Consider the following 16248-nt stretch of genomic DNA (forward strand, 5'->3'; position numbering starts at 1 on the left):
TACCCGTGCGATCAAAGAAGGTGTCGAGGACCGTGCCCGAGTTCCCGGACCACCCGCGCCCGGAGCCCCCGGAGGAACCCTCCGGGCGGGAGTACCCCATTGGTGAGCAGGCCCCTGGCGGCTACCACTACCCCGAGGCCCCCGTTCCGCCCCCGCAACCGCCCGCTCCGGCGCCGCCGGACCCGCCGCCCGTTGCGGCCGAGCGGTTCCGCCGCGACAGCCCGGCACGGGTGAAGGCGATCCCCGACATGCGCGGCCGCGGCGGCCACTGGCGGCTCATCACGCTGACAGCGCTGTTCGTCATGTACACCGGCAGCGCAGCCGACTACATCCCTGCCGGGACGCGGGCCTGGGGCCACGTGGTCTTCTGGACAGCGGTCGCCACAGCGGGGCTCGCCACGGCCTACCGCGAGCAGCGCAACGACTGGCCGCCCACGCCCCGCTGGCCCTGGCCCGCGGCCGCCGTGTGCGGCACCGTGGCGGCCGAGCTGCTGGTCGCCACCGTGGCATCGCCGGCGGTGCTGGTGGGGTCGGTCGTGGTGATCGGCCTGGCGCTGTTCGTCGTGATGCTGTTCGGGTGAGAGTTCGACGGTGCCTTCCGGGAGCGCTCGCCTTCTCACTCCGCTCCAACGGCCCCGCAAGTCGGGCCTGCGGCCGTGGGCAGCGCCGCCTCCGCTCGTTCGGCGGCTCGCCGCTCAGGTCGCCTCGGAGTCGAACGGCGGGCGCTTGCCGTTGAGCTGGGAGACCGGGCGGCGGTAGGCGTCGGCCTCGTCGTCGTTGTCGGATTCCCAGAAGTGCTTCTGCACGAAGCGCTTGGGGTTGAGGTCCTGGACGTCGAAGTCCTTGAACTCCGGCCCCAGCCCCTGCTGGATGTCGCTCTTGGCGCTGTCGGCCATGCGGCGCAGCTGCCGCAGGACCCGCCCGAGCTGGGCCGCCGCCTTGGGCAGCTGGTCGGGGCCGAAGATGAGGAGCGCGAGCACACCGAGGACGATGAATTCGCCCGCCCCAATGTTGAACATGCCCCAACCCCTTCGGTGGCCCTCGTGGTGGTCGTCACGGCCACTTAGCAGATTAGCCCCTGGAAGATCCCCCGGGCACAGCGGAGGGGAGGATTTTGCCCGAATCCTCCGTGTACGCAAGGGCGGACGAACCGGAAAAAGGGCGCAGGATCAGCAGGGTCGGCGCCAGGACCGCGGCCCCGAGTGCGATCCCCGTCACGGCCTCGCTCACCCAGTGGTAGTCGAGGAGGACCACCATGGCCGCCACCCCCAGGACCGGCACAGCCGCGGCCGCCAGGGCACGGTGCAGGGCCCGGGGCGACGGGTGCGCCCCGCGGGCCCCGAACACCAGCCAGGCCAGCAACGGGTAGCTCAGCGCCGCGTTGGCCGCGTGCCCCGAGGGGTGGGAGACGAAGCCGTCGTAGGGCCCCGCGGCCAGGCCCGTGCGCACGGCCAGGTACTCGGCGACGTTGGCCAGCCCGGGATCGGCCAGGTCCACCCCGGTGATCGGCGGGGTCCGGCCCACGAAGACCTTCAGCAGCGTGCCCGCCACCGCGAGAGCGGCCAGCCCGGCCCCCGCGGCCAGCAGCGGACGCGGATCGCGCCGCCGGACCAGCGCCCACACCCCCGCGGCCGCCAGCAGCGGGATGGTGACCCACCGCTGGCCCAGCCGCGCCGCCCAGACGGCCGCCGCCTCTGCGGCGCCCCCGGGCCGGTGGCGGTCGGCGAAGGCGTGCACCGGGGCGTCGGCGGCGCTCAGCGGCCCGCCTGCGACGGCGTCGGCGGTGACGAGGGCGAGCACCGCGCACGCCACGGCGAACGCCGCCGCGTGGGCCCAGGGCCGCCGGCCCTGCCCCCGCCGTCCCCCGCGCGGTGCGGTCCTGCCGATCCCCAACCCCTCCGACCGCCCCCACTGTCAGCCCTGTCCGCCGGTGAACCGGGACAGCCTAGTGGCGCACACCGCGTGACCGTAGGCGGACACACCCGCATGGCGCTCCAGGGCCGCCGGTTAGGGTGGTGGCGGCCCGGGCCCAGGCCCGGAAACCGCCGGTACGCCGGGCTTGTGGTCCATCTTGTGGCCCATCGCAGAGGGAGAGGCATTGGCCGAACAGACGACACCGACCCTGCGCGACCACGTCGGCCGGCTGGTCGACGCGCGGTGGTTCCAGAACGCGGTCATCCTGGTGATCGTCCTCAACGGGGTGTCCCTGGGGATGGAGACCTACCAGGACAGGTTCGGCCACCTGGAGGCGTACTTCAGGCTCGCCGAGCATGCGTTCGTCGCTTTCTTCGTCGTCGAGCTGTCCCTCAAGCTGTGGGCGCGCGGCTGGACGTTCTTCCGCGACCCCTGGAACTGGTTCGACCTGATGGTCGTGGGGGTTGCGCTGATCCCGTCGACCAACGGGTTCTCGGTGCTGCGGCTGCTGCGCATCCTGCGCCTGCTCCGGCTGATCAGCGTGGTCCCGCAGATGCGGGGGATCGTCAACGCGCTCTTCCGCTCGCTGCCGGGCCTGGGCGCCGTGATCGGCGTGCTGTTCGTGATCATGTACACGTCGGCGGTCCTGGGCGAGAAGCTGTTCGAGGACATCTCCCCGGAGTACTTCGGCGACCTGGGGACGACGCTCTACACCCTGTTCATGCTCCTGACCACGGAGAACTGGCCGGATATCTCCGATTCGGTCACGGGTGAAGCGCCCTACGCGTGGCTGTACTTCGTCGTTTTCATCGTCATCAGCGCGTTCATCGTGCTCAACCTGATCATCGGGGTGATCGTCACGACGATGGAGGAGGAGTTCGGCGCCGAGCGGTGGGAGGAGGACCAGCAGCTCGAACTGCGCCAGCACGAGGCGGTCCTCATGCGGATCGACGCGCTGGCCGAGCAGGTGGCGCGGCTCAGCGACCAGGTCCGCGAGCTGGGCGGGGTGCCCGGAGGCGGCGCCGGTTCCGAGAAGGAGGCCGCGGGCCGGCCGGAGTGAGCGGGGCGCCGGAAGGCGCCGGGAAGCGAACAGCCCTTCGCTCGCAACCGAGCGAAGGGCCGAGAAAAGAATTCAGGCGACGTCAGAGCCCACGCACGTTGGACGCCTGAGGGCCCTTCGGACCCTGGGTGATCTCGAACTCGACCTGCTGGTCCTCTTCCAGGTTCCGGAAGCCGGTACCCGCGATCGCCGAGTAGTGAACGAACACGTCCGGGCCGCCGCCTTCAACGGCGATGAACCCGAAACCCTTCTCAGAGTTGAACCACTTCACGGTGCCCTGAGCCATCTGCTCTCCCTTTGGGGACTACAACGGAACCGCACCCTGCTGGTCCCGGGTTGCCGAGCGCCCGTCCCCGGGAGTTCCCGCCCAAACGACAAGCGCCCACGTGAAGTTCCGCGAGGCGCCCTAGGCATCCATGGAAACCACATCCGCAACCGGTGCAGAACACTACCAGCCGTATACGGGCGTTGCCGAGCCTTTTCGGGACGAAAATCAGCGGCGGAAAACGGGGCATTCCGATGCGCTGTTCCGGTTGATTTTTCCGCCAATCAGGACTAGTGGATTCGCGGCCATGGGCGTGTCGCGGCGGGCCCATGGCCGCGGCCGGCTCAGCCGGTGGAGGGGCCGCCGTTGCCGTAGATCCAGGTCTCGAACCACATGCGCTGGGCCCATTGGTCATAGGGGATCGTCTCGGCGCTGAGGACGGGGTACAGGTAGGCGAAGTTGGCGATGATGAGCAGCATCACCACGCCGAAGGCGACCCCGCCGACCAGCCGGCGCATGAGCACGTAATCGGGGCTGTCCTCAGCGGGGCCCAGCGCCCGCCCCAGCATCAGCGTGATCGCCAGCGCCAGGAACGGCAGCATCGGCAGCGCGTAGAACACGAACATCGTGCGCTCGGGGTAGGCCAGCCACGGCAGCCAGCCCGCGGCCACCCCGAGCAGCACCGCCCCCGCCCGCCAGTCGCGGTGGGTGATCCACCAGCCGAACATCACCACCAGCGCGAGCAGCGACAGCCACCACACGGCCGGGGTGCCGATGCTCAGCACCGTGCTGGAGCAGCGGTCGGCCCCGCAGGTGGTCTCCTCGCCGTTGTAGTAGAACGCCACGGGGGTGCGCATGATCAGCCATTCCCACGGCGTGGAGGCGTAGTCGTGCGGCTTCGACAGGTCGCTGTGGAAGTTGAGCACCTGCATGTGGTAGTGCGCCAGGCTGATCAGCGCGTTGACCGGCCCCAGGAGCTGGTCGGGCAGCTGCGCCAGCGCCCCCGGCGTGTTCTGCGCCCCCCACTGGCGGTCGTAGCCGCCCGAGGTGGCGAACCAGCCGGTCCACGTGGCCAGGTAGGTGACCGCGGCCACCCCCACCGTCTGGAAGAACGCCGGGACGGCGTCGTAGCCCAGCCAGCGCAGCGCCACCTTGCGCTGTCCCGCGCTGCGCCGCGCGCCGTAGTCCCAGGCGACCGTGAGCAGACCGAACGCCGCCAGGTACCACAGCGCGGACCACTTGGTGCCCATCGCCAGGCCCAGGCAGAGCCCGGCCCCGATGCGCCACCAGCGCATCCCGAGCCACCCGGCGGCCGCCGCCCCGCTCTCGGTGAGCCCCGCCAGCCGGGCCCGTGCCCGGTCGCGGTCGACCACCAGGCAGCCGAACCCCGCGAGGATGAAGAACATCAGGAAGACGTCGACCATCGCGATGCGGCTCAGCGTGAAGTGCAGGCCGTCGAGCGCCATGATCAGCCCCGCCGTGCAGCCGAGCAGCCACGACCGGGTCATCCGCGTGGCGATGCGCACCAGCAGCAGCACCGACAGGGTGCCGAACACGGCCGCGGCCAGCCGCCAGCCCACCGGGCTCACCGCCTCGCCGAACGGCAGCACCCCCCACACCCAGTCGCCGAGCCCGATGAGCCACTTGCTCAGCGGCGGGTGCACCACGAAATCGGCGCCTCCGGTGAAGATGGAGTCGTTGCCGTTGGCGAGCATCGCGTCGGCGTTCTCGATGGTCTCGTGCTCGTAGCCGTAGATCCAGATCGACAGCGCGTTCTTGGCGTAGTAGGTCTCGTCGAAGTAGATCTCCGGCGGGCTGCCGAGCCGGATGAACCGCAGCACCCCCGCGAAGGCGGCCACCAGCACCGCGCCGAGCCAGCCGGCCCAGGCCGGCCCCGGGGTCGGCGGGACCAGGCGGTCGCGGACGGAGGCCGACGAGGTCGGGGGCTGTGCTGGGGCGGCGGGGAGTGCGGTGGTCGTCATCTCGGCTCTTAGAGTTGGTCGGAGATGGGTGGTACGCCGGGCCGTCGGCCGCTGGCGGGGTACAGCCCACCGTAGCGTCTAGGGAACGGGTGGAAAGTGACGGCAGCAGCCACGGAATCCGGCGGATCCGGGACGCTCACGCTCGCGGGGCTGCCTATCGGGCACCGCGACGACGCGCCCCCGCGGCTGCTCGACGCACTGGGCCGCGCGGGGATCATTGCGGCAGAGGATACCCGGAGACTGCGCCAGTTCGCCGCCCGCGTCGGGGTCAGGCTCGGCGGGGAGTCCGGGGCCCGGATCGTCTCCTACCACGACGCCAACGAGACCCGCCGGGCCAAGGAACTCCTGGACGACCTGCTGGCCGGGCACGACGTCCTCGTCGTGACCGACGCCGGCATGCCGGGGGTGTCGGACCCCGGATACCGCCTGGTCAGCGCCGCCGCCGAGGCCGGGGTACGGGTGACCGCCGTTCCCGGCCCGACCGCGGTCACCACGGCGCTCGTGCTCTCGGGGCTGCCCACCGACCGGTTCTGCTTCGAGGGCTTCCCGCCGCGAAAGGGACTCGCCGGCCGCTTCGCCGAACTCGCCGGCGAGCGGCGCACCATGGTGTTCTTCGAGAGCCCGCACCGCCTCGGGGCCACGCTCGCCGCCATGGCCGAGGCGTTCGGACCCGATCGGCGGGCCGCGGTCTGCCGAGAGCTCACCAAGACCTACGAGGAGGTGCGGCGCGGGCCGCTCTCCGATCTCGCCGAGTGGGCGCAGGGCGAGGTGCGCGGCGAGATCACCGTCGTGGTCGCCGGGGCCGCACCCGCCGCCGTCAGCCGGGATCCCGCCGACCTCGCCGCCGCGGTGGCCGACCGCGAGGAGACGGGGGTGCCCCGCAAGCAGGCGGTCCAGGAGATCGCCCGCGAGCTGGGGGTGCCCAAGCGCGAGGTCTACGACGCCGTGCACCGCTGAGCACCCCCCAAGAAGCGCAGCGGGGCGCCGTGGGCGCCCCGCTGCTGTGTTCTTTTGATTCTCTTCGGAGTGGTTACACCACTGCACCGTCCGTCTGCTCGCGGGCGGTGCGCAGCTCCTTGCGCTGCTTGGTCTTCTTCTCCTTGATCACGTGCGGCGGCGGGGTCTTGTCCCACTTCTGCAACCAGATCGCCAGCGGCGAGCCGACGAAGATCGTCGAGAGCATGCCGGAGATCAGGCCCACGAGCATCGCGATGGAGAAGTCGGTCAGCGACGACCCACCGAAGATCGCGAGCGTGGCCAGGATGAAGATCCCCCCGATGGTGGTGTTCACCGTACGCGGCAGGGTGTGCAGGATCGCCGAGTTGGTGATCCTGGGGAACTTCGACTTCGGGTCGTGCGCCCATTCGTCGCGGACCCGGTCGAACACCACCACCGAGTCGTTGACCGAGAAGCCCACCACACTCAGCAGCGCCGCGAGGAACACGCCGTCGATCGGCTTGCCCAGCCAGCAGAACAGGCCGATGACCACGACCAGGTCGAACGCCAGCGCAATGATGGTCGACAGGCCGAAGGACCAGCGGAACCGCCAGGCGAGATAGACCATCTGCAAGGCCAGCGCCGCGGCCAGGGCGATGAGCGCCCGGTTGCGCAGCTCGTCGCCCATGCTCGGGCCGATCAGCTCGTCGGAGACCCGTTCGGCCCCGCCCGCCCGGTCGTCCAGGGCGACCTGGATCTCCTGGGCCTCGGCGTCGGAGATGGGGCCCGTGCGCACCGAGACGTCGCCGTCGCCGGACTCCTGGACGACCGCGGTGCCGAACCCGGCGTCCTCGACCGCCTGCCGCGCCTCGGTCACGCTGATGGACTCCTGGGTCGTGAAGTCCATGACCCGGCCGCCCGTGAACTCCACGCCGAAGTTCGGCGGGCGCACGAACATGCCGAGGACGGCCACGACGACGACGGCGCCGGCGATGCCCAGCCACAGGTTGCCGCGCTTCATCAGGTCGGGGTCGCGCTTGATCAGCCAGGCGCGCACCGAGCTGATCTTGGAGATGCCCGAGATCGCGGGCCGCTTGCGGACGGCCTTGCGGCGCACCGCCCACTCCACGAACACGCGCGCGATGACCAGCGCGGAGACCATGGAGGCCAGCGTGCCCAGCCCCAGCGTGACGCCGAAGCCCTGGACGTTGCCGGAGGCGAAGAAGAACAGCAGCGCCGCGGCGATGAGCGTCGTGATGTTGGTGTCGATGACGGCGCTCCACGCCTTCTGCGACCCCTGGACGAACGCCTTCTGGAGGTTGGGCGGGATGGCCCTGCGGCGGCGCCGCGACAGCACGCCCGCCTCCGCCTGAGCGGACTCCGCCTCGGTGGCGTCGACCAGCCCCGCCGACTTGTTGGCGGCGTAGACCTTCTCCTGGTGCTGGTACTCCTCCCTGGCCCGTTCGAAGATCAGCACGTTGGCGTCGATCGCCATGCCGATCGCGAGCACGAACCCGGCGAGGCCGGGCAGGGTGAGCGTCGCCCCCAGCGCCACCAGCGACGCGTAGGCGATCAGCGTGTAGCACGCCAGGGCCACCGACGCCAGGAAGCCGACCAGGCGGTAGGCCACGCAGATGTAGAGCCCGGTCAGCAGGATGCCGACCGCGCCGGCGATGAAGCTGGCCTGGATCGCGTCCTCACCCAGGGTGGGGCCGACCGTCTGGCGCTGGATCTCCGTGACGGGCAGCGGCAGCGAGCCGCCCTCGATCAGCACGGCCAGCTCCTGGGCGCTCGCCTGGTCGAAGGTCTGGCTGGTGATGGTGGTCTGGCCGCCGGTCTGGCCGACGTCGCAGGCGGTGTCCTGGTTGACCTCGGGCGAGGAGATGATCTGGTCGTCCAGGACGATCGCGATGCGCCGGGTCGGGTCGCCGGGCTGGTTGCAGGCGGCCTGGCCGGTGAGTTGGGCCCAGTTGTCCGTTCCCGCACCGCGGAAACCGACGTTGACCTGCCACTGGGTGTTGGTGGTCTGGTCCAGTACCGCGTCGGCGCTGGAGACCTGGTCGCCCTGGATGGCGGCGGCGCCCAGCTGGAGCTGCTGGCCCTGGTCGTCGGGCAGCGTCAGCTCGACGTCGTCGGGGTTCTCGGCGGGCTGGCCGCCGCCCGCGCCGCCGGGCATCTGGCCCTGGAGCATCTGCTGGAGCTCTTCTTCGGACGGCGTGCCGGAGCCTCCGGAGTCGCCGCCTCCGGAGTCCCCGCCGCTGCCGGAGCCGTCAGCGGGCGCACGCGACTCGTCGGCGGTGGTTCCGGAGCCGCCCGAGGCGTCGGCGGGCGCGTTGGCGCTGTCGCCGGGCATCGGCGCCTGCACCCCGCTGCCCTGCGCCGGCTGGACGCCGAGGACGGGGTGGAAGGTGAGCTGCGCCGTCTGGCCGAGGATCTCGGCCGCCTCGGTGGGGTCCTGGACGCCCGGCAGCTCGACGATGATGCGGTCGGAGCCCGAGCGCGACATCGTCGCCTCGCTCACGCCCAGGCTGTCGATGCGCTGGCGCAGCACCTCGATGACCTGGTCGGTGTTCTCGGCGTTGGCCTCGGTGCCGTCATCGCCGTCCTGGGTCTCCAAGACGATCTGGGTGCCGCCGCTGAGGTCGAGCCCCAGGTGCGGCGGTATGAACCACGCGGCGCCGAATGCGGCGACCACGATGATCAGGGAGATGATGCCGCGCAGCCAGCGTGGCCCCGCTCCCGACTGATTGGACAATGGATCGAACCTCTCACGAAACATTTACCTGCGGGGGTGGCACGTTACGGGTGTGCCGGGGTGACGTCACATACCCGAGGTGAGAGGCGGCGCGCGGCCCAGGGGCAGCCGGAAGGGTTCGGGAAGGTCGGGCGGGGCGGCCGACTCCGGCAGCGGGGCCAGCGCCCACGGGCCGCCGAGGTCGGGCAGGAGCACGGCCGCGGGGCTAAGGCCCACGGCGATGTCGCGTAGAGCCTGCGGCCGGTGGTCGCCGCTCCAGGAGGGCAGCGCGAGCCCGGACGTGCCGGCGTCGCGTGTCGGGTGGGCGACCGCGTGCGGCCCCGGGCCCGCCAGCGCGATGGCGTAGTCGGGTGCGCCGTGGTCCGGTTCGGGGGGTGCCGGCGACAGTGGGGCACCGAACATCAGCAGGACCGCGGTGAGGACAGCGGACAGCACACGGGGGACCATGGTGACCACCGCCTTCGCCTGCCGCCTTCGATGAGGCCGTGAGGGTGCCGGCCCTGCCGGGCCGGGGACGTGTGCGTACACGCCCCGGGCACACCCTACCGACGCGCGCCTAACGCCGTCTTCCCCCGCTTTTGCGCGGCCTGCCGGCCGCCCGCCGCGCGCGGGCGCGCCCGCGGGTACTGCGGCGCGGGCGCACGGCTGTGGAAAACCGTGCGACGCGGGGTGCGGTCGGCTTTAGGCTGGGGGCATGTCGTCGAAACGCCACATCCTGACCGCGGTGGCCTGGCCCTACGCCAACGGGCCGCGCCACATTGGGCACGTATCCGGGTTCGGAGTCCCCTCCGACGTCTTCTCGCGCTTCCAGCGGATGTCCGGCAACCACGTGCTCATGGTCAGCGGCACCGACGAGCACGGCACCCCGGTCCAGGTGCTGGCCGACCAGGAGGGCGTCAGCGCGCGCGAGCTCGCCGACCGCTACAACCGGATCATCGTCGAGGACCTGGTGGCGCTGGGCCTGTCCTACGACCTGTTCACGCGCACCACCACGGGCAACCACTACGACCTGTCGCAGGAGCTGTTCAACGGGCTCTACGAGAACGGCTACATCTTCACCCACACCACCAAGGGCGCGGTGTCGCCGTCCACCGGGCGCACGCTGCCCGACCGCTACATCGAGGGCACCTGCCCCATCTGCGGCTCCGGCGGTGCGCGCGGCGACCAGTGCGACACCTGCGGCAACCAGCTCGACCCGATCGACCTCATCGACCCGGTCTCCAAGGTCAACGGCGAGACCCCCGATTTCGTCGACACCGAGCACTTCATGCTCGACCTGCCCGCCTTCACCGGGGTCCTGGGCGAGTACCTGCGCTCCAAGGCCGGCGACTGGCGGCCCAACGTCCTGAAGTTCGCGCTCAACCTGCTCGACGACCTCCAGCCGCGGGCCATCAGCCGCGACCTCGACTGGGGCGTGCCCATCCCGCTCGAAGGCTGGAGCGAGCAGGCCAACAAGCGCCTGTACGTGTGGTTCGACGCCGTCATCGGCTACCTGTCGGCGGCGGTCGAATGGGCCGCGCGCACCGGCGACGTCGACGCGTGGCGCCAGTGGTGGCAGGGCGACGATGCCGAGTCCTACTACTTCATGGGCAAGGACAACATCGTCTTCCACGCCGAGATCTGGCCCGCCATGCTCATGGGCTACAACGGCGCGGGCGACCGCGGCGGCTCCCCCTCCGCCCTCGGGGCGCTGAACCTGCCCACCGAGGTCGTCTCCAGCGAGTTCCTCACCATGGAGGGGCGCAAGTTCTCCTCCTCGCGCCGGGTCGTGATCTACGTCCGCGACTTCCTGGAGCGCTACTCCGCCGACGCACTGCGCTACTACATCATCGCCGCCGGCCCCGAGACCCAGGACACCGACTTCACCTGGGCGGAGTTCGTCCGCCGCAACAACGACGAGCTCGTGGCCGCCTGGGGCAACCTGGTCAACCGCTCCATCTCCATGGCCGCCAAGAACCTGGGGGAGATCCCCGAGGCCGGGGAGCTCACCGACGACGACCGCCGGGTGCTCGCCGACTCCGCCGCAGCGTTCGCCACCGTGGGCGCCCACCTGGACGGCTGCAAGTTCAAGGCGGGCCTCCAGGAGGCCATGCGCACGGTCGCCGACGCCAACAAGTACATCTCCGACCAGGCACCCTGGGCGTTGAAGAAGACCGACCCCGCGCGGATGGCGACCGTCCTGCACGTCGCGCTCCAGCTGGTCAGCGACGCCAACACGCTGCTCACGCCGTTCCTGCCCGAATCCGCCAACAAGGTGTACGCCATGCTCGGCGGCACGGGGGTCTGGACCGGCATGCCGCGGATCGACGAGGGGCTCGACACCATCGGCGGCGAGGCCCAGCCCACCTCCTACCCGGTCATCACCGGCGACTACGCCGGCAACGCGGCGGTGTGGGCGTCGGTGCCGATCCGCCCGGGCACCCCGCTGTCCGCGCCCACTCCGCTGTTCGCCAAGCTCGACCCGTCGATCGTCGACGAAGAGCTGGCCCGGCTGGAAGAGGCCGCGGCGGGCTGATCCGCAGCCCGCCGCCGCCCCGGGGCTCCGGGGCGGCGGCGCCGACCTCCGACGGCGGACCGCCGCACCCGGCGGTCCGCCTATCCGTGTTCGAGACGTGTTCTAGACGTGCTGGGAGACCACCATGGGCAAGCGAAGCGGCGAGGCGGTGCGCAACCGCAACGCCCAGACCCCGCCGCCGCCCCCGGAGCCGCTGCGGGTGGCGGTGGCCGACAGCCACACCCACATGGACATGCAGACCCCCGATACCGCCGAGATCATCGCCGCCGCCGAGGCGGTGGGGGTCACGCCGCTCATCCAGGTCGGGGTCGACGAGTCGTCGTCGCGCTGGGCCGCGCAGGTCGCCGAGGAGTACCCCACGGTGTGGGCCGCGGTGGCGCTGCACCCCAACGAGGCGCCCCGCATCGTGCACGGCGACGGCGCCGAGGGCGTCGAGGTCGACGACACCGACTGGGCCGGCAAGGTGCGCCCCGCGGGCGGGACGGCCGGCCTCGAGGCCGCGCTCGCCGAGATCGACCGGCTGGCCGCGCTGCCCCAGGTGCGCGCCGTCGGCGAGACCGGGCTCGACTACTTCCGGACCGGCGGCGAAGGTGTGGCCGCCCAGCAGGAGTCGTTCCGGCGCCACATCGACATCGCCAAGCGCCACGGGCGCGCGCTGATGATCCACGACCGCGACGCCCACGACGACGTCCTGCGCATCCTGAAGGAGGAGGGCGCACCGGACACCGTGGTGTTCCACTGCTTCTCCGGCGACGCCGCCATGGCCAGGGTCTGCGCCGAACGCGGCTACACCATGAGCTTCGCCGGCACCGTGACCTTCGCGAGCGCCCAGGGGCTGCGCGAGGCCGCCGCCGTGGCGCCGGCCGACCTGATCCTGGTCGAGACCGACGCCCCGTTCCTCACCCCCAAGCCCTACCGCGGCCGGCCCAACGCCCCCTACCTCATCCCGCACACCCTGCGGGCGGTCGCCGAGGCCAAGGGGATGGACGAGGACACCCTGGCCGAGGCCGTGGCCGCCAACGGGCGCCGGGTGTTCGGCCTGGACTGAGCCCCCCAGGCCGCCCCCGTGGCGCCCGCGCGCGGGCGCGTGCGGTCAGAGCCCGTCCACGCCCCATTCCTTGAGGGTGTCGGCCAGTCCCGGCTCGGGGAAGGCGGGGTCGCGGGTGGCGGCACCGGGGGTGCGGCCGAACCGCGGCGCCGGGCCGGGGTAGAGCCGCTCGCCCGCGCGCACCACCGACCCACGCGCCTTGACGTGGGGGTGCTCGGCGGCCTCGGGCATCGACAGGACCGGCTGCACGCAGGCGTCGGTGCCCTCGAACACCGCCGCCCACGCGTCGCGGGTGCGGGTGCGCAGCACCTCGGCGAAGCGGGCGCGCAGCTCCGGCCACTGCGGCCGGTCCCACTGGCCGGGCAGGTCGGCGCCGTCCAGCCCGAGGCCGTCGAGGAGGGCCGCGTAGAACTGCGGCTCGATGGCGCCCACCGACACGTGCCGGCCGTCGGCGCACTCGTAGACGTCGTACCAGGGAGCGCCGGTGTCGAGGTAGTTGGTGCCGCGCTCGTCGGTCCAGGCGCCGCGCAGGCGGTCCTCGTAGACCATCGACATCAGCAGGGCGCTGCCGTCGACCATCGCCGCGTCCACCACCTGCCCCCGCCCCGAGGACTGGCGCTCCACCAGGGCGCTGAGGATGCCGGTGACGGCGAACATGGTGCCGCCGGCGAAGTCGCCGAGCAGGTTGACCGGCGGCAGCGGGGGGCCGCCCGCGCGGCCGATGCTGTGCAGGGAGCCGTTGAGCGAGATGTAGTTCATGTCGTGGCCGGCGGCCCGTGCGAGCGGGCCCTCCTGGCCCCATCCGGTGACCCGTGCGTAGACCAGGCGCGGGTCGGCGGCGCAGAGGTCGTCGGGGCCCAAGCCCAAGCGCTCCATCACCCCGGGCCGGAACCCCTCCAGCAGGACGTCGGCGGCGGCGGTGAGGCGGCGCGCGGCGGCGGCGCCCTCGTCGGACTTGAGGTCGAGGCCGATGGCCGGGCGGCCGGCGGTCATGTGCGGGCGGTGCCCCCCGGAGGCCGCCGCCTCGACGGCCCCGGGCCGGTCCACCCGGATGACGCTCGCGCCGAGGTCGGCGAGGAGCATGGCGGCCATGGGCCCCGGGCCGATCCCGGTGAACTCCACGACCCGGATTCCGTTGAGCGGCCCCATGGGTGAACCTCCAGGCGCGAAAAGAGCGGACGCAGAACGCGATTCGGTGTTCCATTGTGGGGTCGGCCGGGTGCCGCCGCCACGCGCGGACGGGCCACACCGGGGTGAGGCGCGCGTTCGTCCGCCGAAATCGGGAGATTCGGTCGATCCCAAAGCGCCGAGCGGGCTGGCGTGATATTTTCCGGAGCACCCCCGTTGACAGTGCGGCCCTCCCCTCCGGCCGCCGTCGCGGTTCCCCTGCGGACACCGGCATCCGGTCCGCCCCTGTCTTTCCTCATCCGCATCGCGAAGGTCGAGGCAATCGTGCGCAAGTCCCCGTCAGCTTCCCGTGGTTCGCACCGAGGCGCACACGGCGGCCGAGGAGCACCGCGGCCCGACGCCCCGGCGGGCCCCGGACCCGCCCCCGCAGGCGGCCCCGACGCCGCCGCTGCCGCTGGGAGAGGCCCCGCGCCCCGCCGGGGCCGGCGGCCGCGCAAGTCGGTCCTGCCGCCCGTTCTGCGCTCCCGGGCCGTCGTGATCGGGGCCGCCGCCGCGGCCGTGGTGATCGTCGGCGGCGGGGGCACCGCGTTCGCCATGGACCAGCGGGTCACCCTGGACGTCAACGGCGAGCAGCAGACCGTGCACACCTTCGGGACGACCGTGCAGGACGTCCTTGACACCGCCGGCGTCACCCTGGGTGAGCACGACGCGGTCGCCCCCGAGACCGACGCCGAGGTCGCCCGCGGCGGCAGCGTGCTCGTGCGCACCGCGCGCGAACTGACCCTGGAGATCGACGGCGAGCCGGAGTCCCACTGGGTCACGGCGCTCACCGTCGGCGAGGGGCTCGACCAGCTCGGCATGGGCGGCGAGGCGCTGGAGCTGTCCGTCGACCGCGACGAGGCCATCCCCGAGGAGGGGCTCGCGGTCGAGGCGGCCAGCGCGCTGCGCGTCGTCATCCTGCGCGACCGCGTGCGCATGGAGGCCGACACCACCGCCGACACCGTCGAGCAGGTGCTCGCCGACAACGGCATCACGCCCGGCGAGCACGACATCGTCGAACCCGAGCTCGACACCGAGCCCACGGACGGCATGGTCATCGACGTCACCGAGCTGCTGAGCGAGCCCACCACCGAAGAGGTGCCGATCGAGGCCGAGACCGAGGAGCGCGAGAACCCCGACCTGCCGGAGGGCGAGGAGAACGTCGTCCAGGAGCCCGAGGACGGCGTCCAGGAGGTCACCACCGCCATGGTCATGCGCGAGGGCGAGGAGACCGAGTACGTCATCAAGGAAGAGGTCATCAAGGAGGCCGTCGACGGCATCACCGAGATCGGCACCAAGGTGGAGGACGCGGCGAGCGGAGAGGCCTCCAGCCTGAACTGGGCGGCGCTCGCCGAGTGCGAGTCCGGCGGCGACCCCACGGCGGTCAACAGCGCCGGCGGCTACTACGGCCTCTACCAGTTCTCCATGGCCACCTGGCAGTCGGCCGGCGGCAGCGGATCCCCCGCCGAGGCCAGCGCCGACGAGCAGACCATGCGCGCCCAGAAGCTCTACGACATGGTCAATGGCAACTGGCAGGGCCAGTGGCCCGAGTGCGGCGTCCACCTCTTCGACTGATTCCGCCACGCGGCCGGAGCGAACGAACGGCTCCGGCCGCATGGGGCCACCGCACGAAGGGCGGGCCGGGGCACCGCCCCGGCCCGCCTGCGTTTCCGGCCCCGGCCGGGGCTTCGTCGTTCGCCTGGCAAAATGTGCGGGTGACCCAATCCGATCCCGCCGGCGCCCCGGCTTCCGCCCCCGCGCGTCTGCTGACACCGGCCGACGTGCGCCGCCTCGCCGACCGGCTCGGTGTCCGGCCGACCAAGACCCTCGGCCAGAACTTCGTGACCGACGCCGGGACGGTCCGCCGTATCGTGCGCGTCGCCGGGGTGGGGCCCGACGACGTCGTGCTGGAGGTGGGGCCCGGCCTCGGGTCGCTCACCCTCGCGCTGCTCCCGCACGCGCACCGGGTCACCGCCGTCGAGATCGACCCGCGGCTCGCCGCGGCGCTGCCCGGCACCGTTGCCGAGCACGCCCCCGGCCTCGCCGGCCGGCTGGAGGTCGTCACCGCCGATGCCATGCGCATCACCGAGCTGCCGGGGCCGCCGCCCACCGCGCTCGTGGCCAACCTCCCCTACAACGTCGCCGTCCCGGTGGTGCTGCACCTGCTGGAGCTGCTGCCCTCGCTGGAGAGGGGCCTGGTGATGGTGCAGGCCGAGGTCGCCGACCGCCTCGCCGCCCGCCCGGGCGGGCGCACCTACGGGGTGCCGTCGGCCAAGGCCGCCTGGTACGCCGACGTGCGGCGCGCCGGTTCGGTCGGCCGCAATGTCTTCTGGCCCGCCCCGAATGTGGATTCCGGCCTCGTGGAGCTGCGCCGCCGCCCGGCGCCCAGCGCCTCCGCCTCACGTGCCGAGGTGTTCGCCGTCATCGACGCGGCGTTCGCCCAGCGCCGCAAGACCCTCCGGGCCGCCCTCGCCGGCTGGGCGGGCTCACCGGCGGCCGCGGAGTCCCTGCTGCGCGCCGCCGGGGTCGACCCCGCCATGCGCGGCGAGGCGCTCGACATCGCGGCGTTCGCCAGGATCGCCGAGCAGAAGCGCTGAGAACGGGCG

Annotated in this window: 14 protein-coding genes; 7 read left to right on the top strand and 7 right to left on the bottom strand. The window is 72.3% G+C overall.

Annotation, left to right across the window (positions count from 1 at the left end; genetic code table 11):
• Positions 1-32 precede the first annotated feature (32 nt).
• The gene (locus ACFOVU_RS02600; protein ID WP_378529636.1) at positions 33-581 is read left to right on the top strand and encodes a hypothetical protein; all 549 of its coding nucleotides are present in this window, start codon (positions 33-35) and stop codon (positions 579-581) included.
• Between the two features lie 114 nt (positions 582-695).
• Here ACFOVU_RS02600 and ACFOVU_RS02605 read toward each other — a convergent pair whose 3' ends face one another.
• Positions 696-1019 (bottom strand): sec-independent translocase, encoded by a 324-nt coding sequence (locus ACFOVU_RS02605; protein ID WP_378529637.1) that lies wholly within the window; start codon positions 1017-1019, stop codon positions 696-698.
• 52 nt (positions 1020-1071) lie between these two features.
• Positions 1072-1893, bottom strand: coding sequence for a phosphatase PAP2 family protein (locus ACFOVU_RS02610; RefSeq protein ID WP_378529638.1), 822 nt, complete (start codon positions 1891-1893; stop codon positions 1072-1074).
• A gap of 205 nt (positions 1894-2098) precedes the next feature.
• Between ACFOVU_RS02610 and ACFOVU_RS02615 the strand changes: the two genes are divergently transcribed.
• Entirely contained in the window at positions 2099-2974 is an 876-nt protein-coding gene (locus ACFOVU_RS02615; RefSeq protein ID WP_378529639.1) for an ion transporter, read from the top strand.
• Between the two features lie 82 nt (positions 2975-3056).
• Here the strand turns inward: ACFOVU_RS02615 and ACFOVU_RS02620 are convergent, their stop codons facing one another.
• The gene (locus ACFOVU_RS02620; protein ID WP_378529640.1) at positions 3057-3260 is read right to left on the bottom strand and encodes a cold-shock protein; all 204 of its coding nucleotides are present in this window, start codon (positions 3258-3260) and stop codon (positions 3057-3059) included.
• 323 nt (positions 3261-3583) lie between these two features.
• On the bottom strand, positions 3584-5221 hold the full coding sequence (locus ACFOVU_RS02625) for a dolichyl-phosphate-mannose--protein mannosyltransferase (protein ID WP_378529641.1): 1638 nt from the start codon (positions 5219-5221) through the stop codon (positions 3584-3586).
• Positions 5222-5317: 96 nt separating this feature from the next.
• On the opposite strand from ACFOVU_RS02625, the gene rsmI reads away from it, so the two are divergent.
• Positions 5318-6178 carry a 16S rRNA (cytidine(1402)-2'-O)-methyltransferase gene (gene rsmI, locus ACFOVU_RS02630; protein WP_378529642.1) on the top strand — a complete coding sequence of 287 codons (861 nt, stop codon included), beginning with the start codon at positions 5318-5320 and terminating at the stop codon, positions 6176-6178.
• A 73-nt stretch (positions 6179-6251) separates the two neighbouring features.
• Here rsmI and secD read toward each other — a convergent pair whose 3' ends face one another.
• Together secD and ACFOVU_RS02640 are read right to left on the bottom strand one after the other, a co-directional pair.
• On the bottom strand, positions 6252-8912 hold the full coding sequence (gene secD / locus ACFOVU_RS02635) for a protein translocase subunit SecD (protein WP_378529643.1): 2661 nt from the start codon (positions 8910-8912) through the stop codon (positions 6252-6254).
• Between the two features lie 66 nt (positions 8913-8978).
• Positions 8979-9359, bottom strand: a complete 381-nt coding sequence (locus tag ACFOVU_RS02640; protein WP_378529644.1) for a hypothetical protein — start codon at positions 9357-9359, stop codon at positions 8979-8981.
• Positions 9360-9606: 247 nt separating this feature from the next.
• Here ACFOVU_RS02640 and metG point away from each other — a divergent pair, with 247 nt between their 5' ends.
• Complete coding sequence (metG, locus tag ACFOVU_RS02645) at positions 9607-11427, top strand: methionine--tRNA ligase (protein WP_378529645.1); 1821 nt, start codon at positions 9607-9609, stop codon at positions 11425-11427.
• A 124-nt stretch (positions 11428-11551) separates the two neighbouring features.
• Complete coding sequence (locus ACFOVU_RS02650; protein ID WP_378529646.1) at positions 11552-12475, top strand: TatD family hydrolase; 924 nt, start codon at positions 11552-11554, stop codon at positions 12473-12475.
• Positions 12476-12520: 45 nt separating this feature from the next.
• On the opposite strand, the gene ACFOVU_RS02655 is transcribed toward ACFOVU_RS02650, so the two are convergent.
• Positions 12521-13624, bottom strand: a complete 1104-nt coding sequence (locus tag ACFOVU_RS02655; protein WP_378529647.1) for a CaiB/BaiF CoA transferase family protein — start codon at positions 13622-13624, stop codon at positions 12521-12523.
• Positions 13625-14137: 513 nt separating this feature from the next.
• Between ACFOVU_RS02655 and ACFOVU_RS02660 the strand changes: the two genes are divergently transcribed.
• Both ACFOVU_RS02660 and rsmA read left to right on the top strand, forming a co-directional pair.
• Positions 14138-15217 carry a ubiquitin-like domain-containing protein gene (locus tag ACFOVU_RS02660; protein WP_378529648.1) on the top strand — a complete coding sequence of 360 codons (1080 nt, stop codon included), beginning with the start codon at positions 14138-14140 and terminating at the stop codon, positions 15215-15217.
• 134 nt (positions 15218-15351) lie between these two features.
• Complete coding sequence (rsmA, locus tag ACFOVU_RS02665) at positions 15352-16239, top strand: 16S rRNA (adenine(1518)-N(6)/adenine(1519)-N(6))-dimethyltransferase RsmA (protein ID WP_378529649.1); 888 nt, start codon at positions 15352-15354, stop codon at positions 16237-16239.
• Positions 16240-16248 lie beyond the last annotated feature (9 nt).

The sequence above is a fragment of the Nocardiopsis sediminis genome (assembly GCF_042650565.1).
GTDB lineage: Bacteria > Actinomycetota > Actinomycetes > Streptosporangiales > Streptosporangiaceae > Nocardiopsis_B > Nocardiopsis_B sediminis.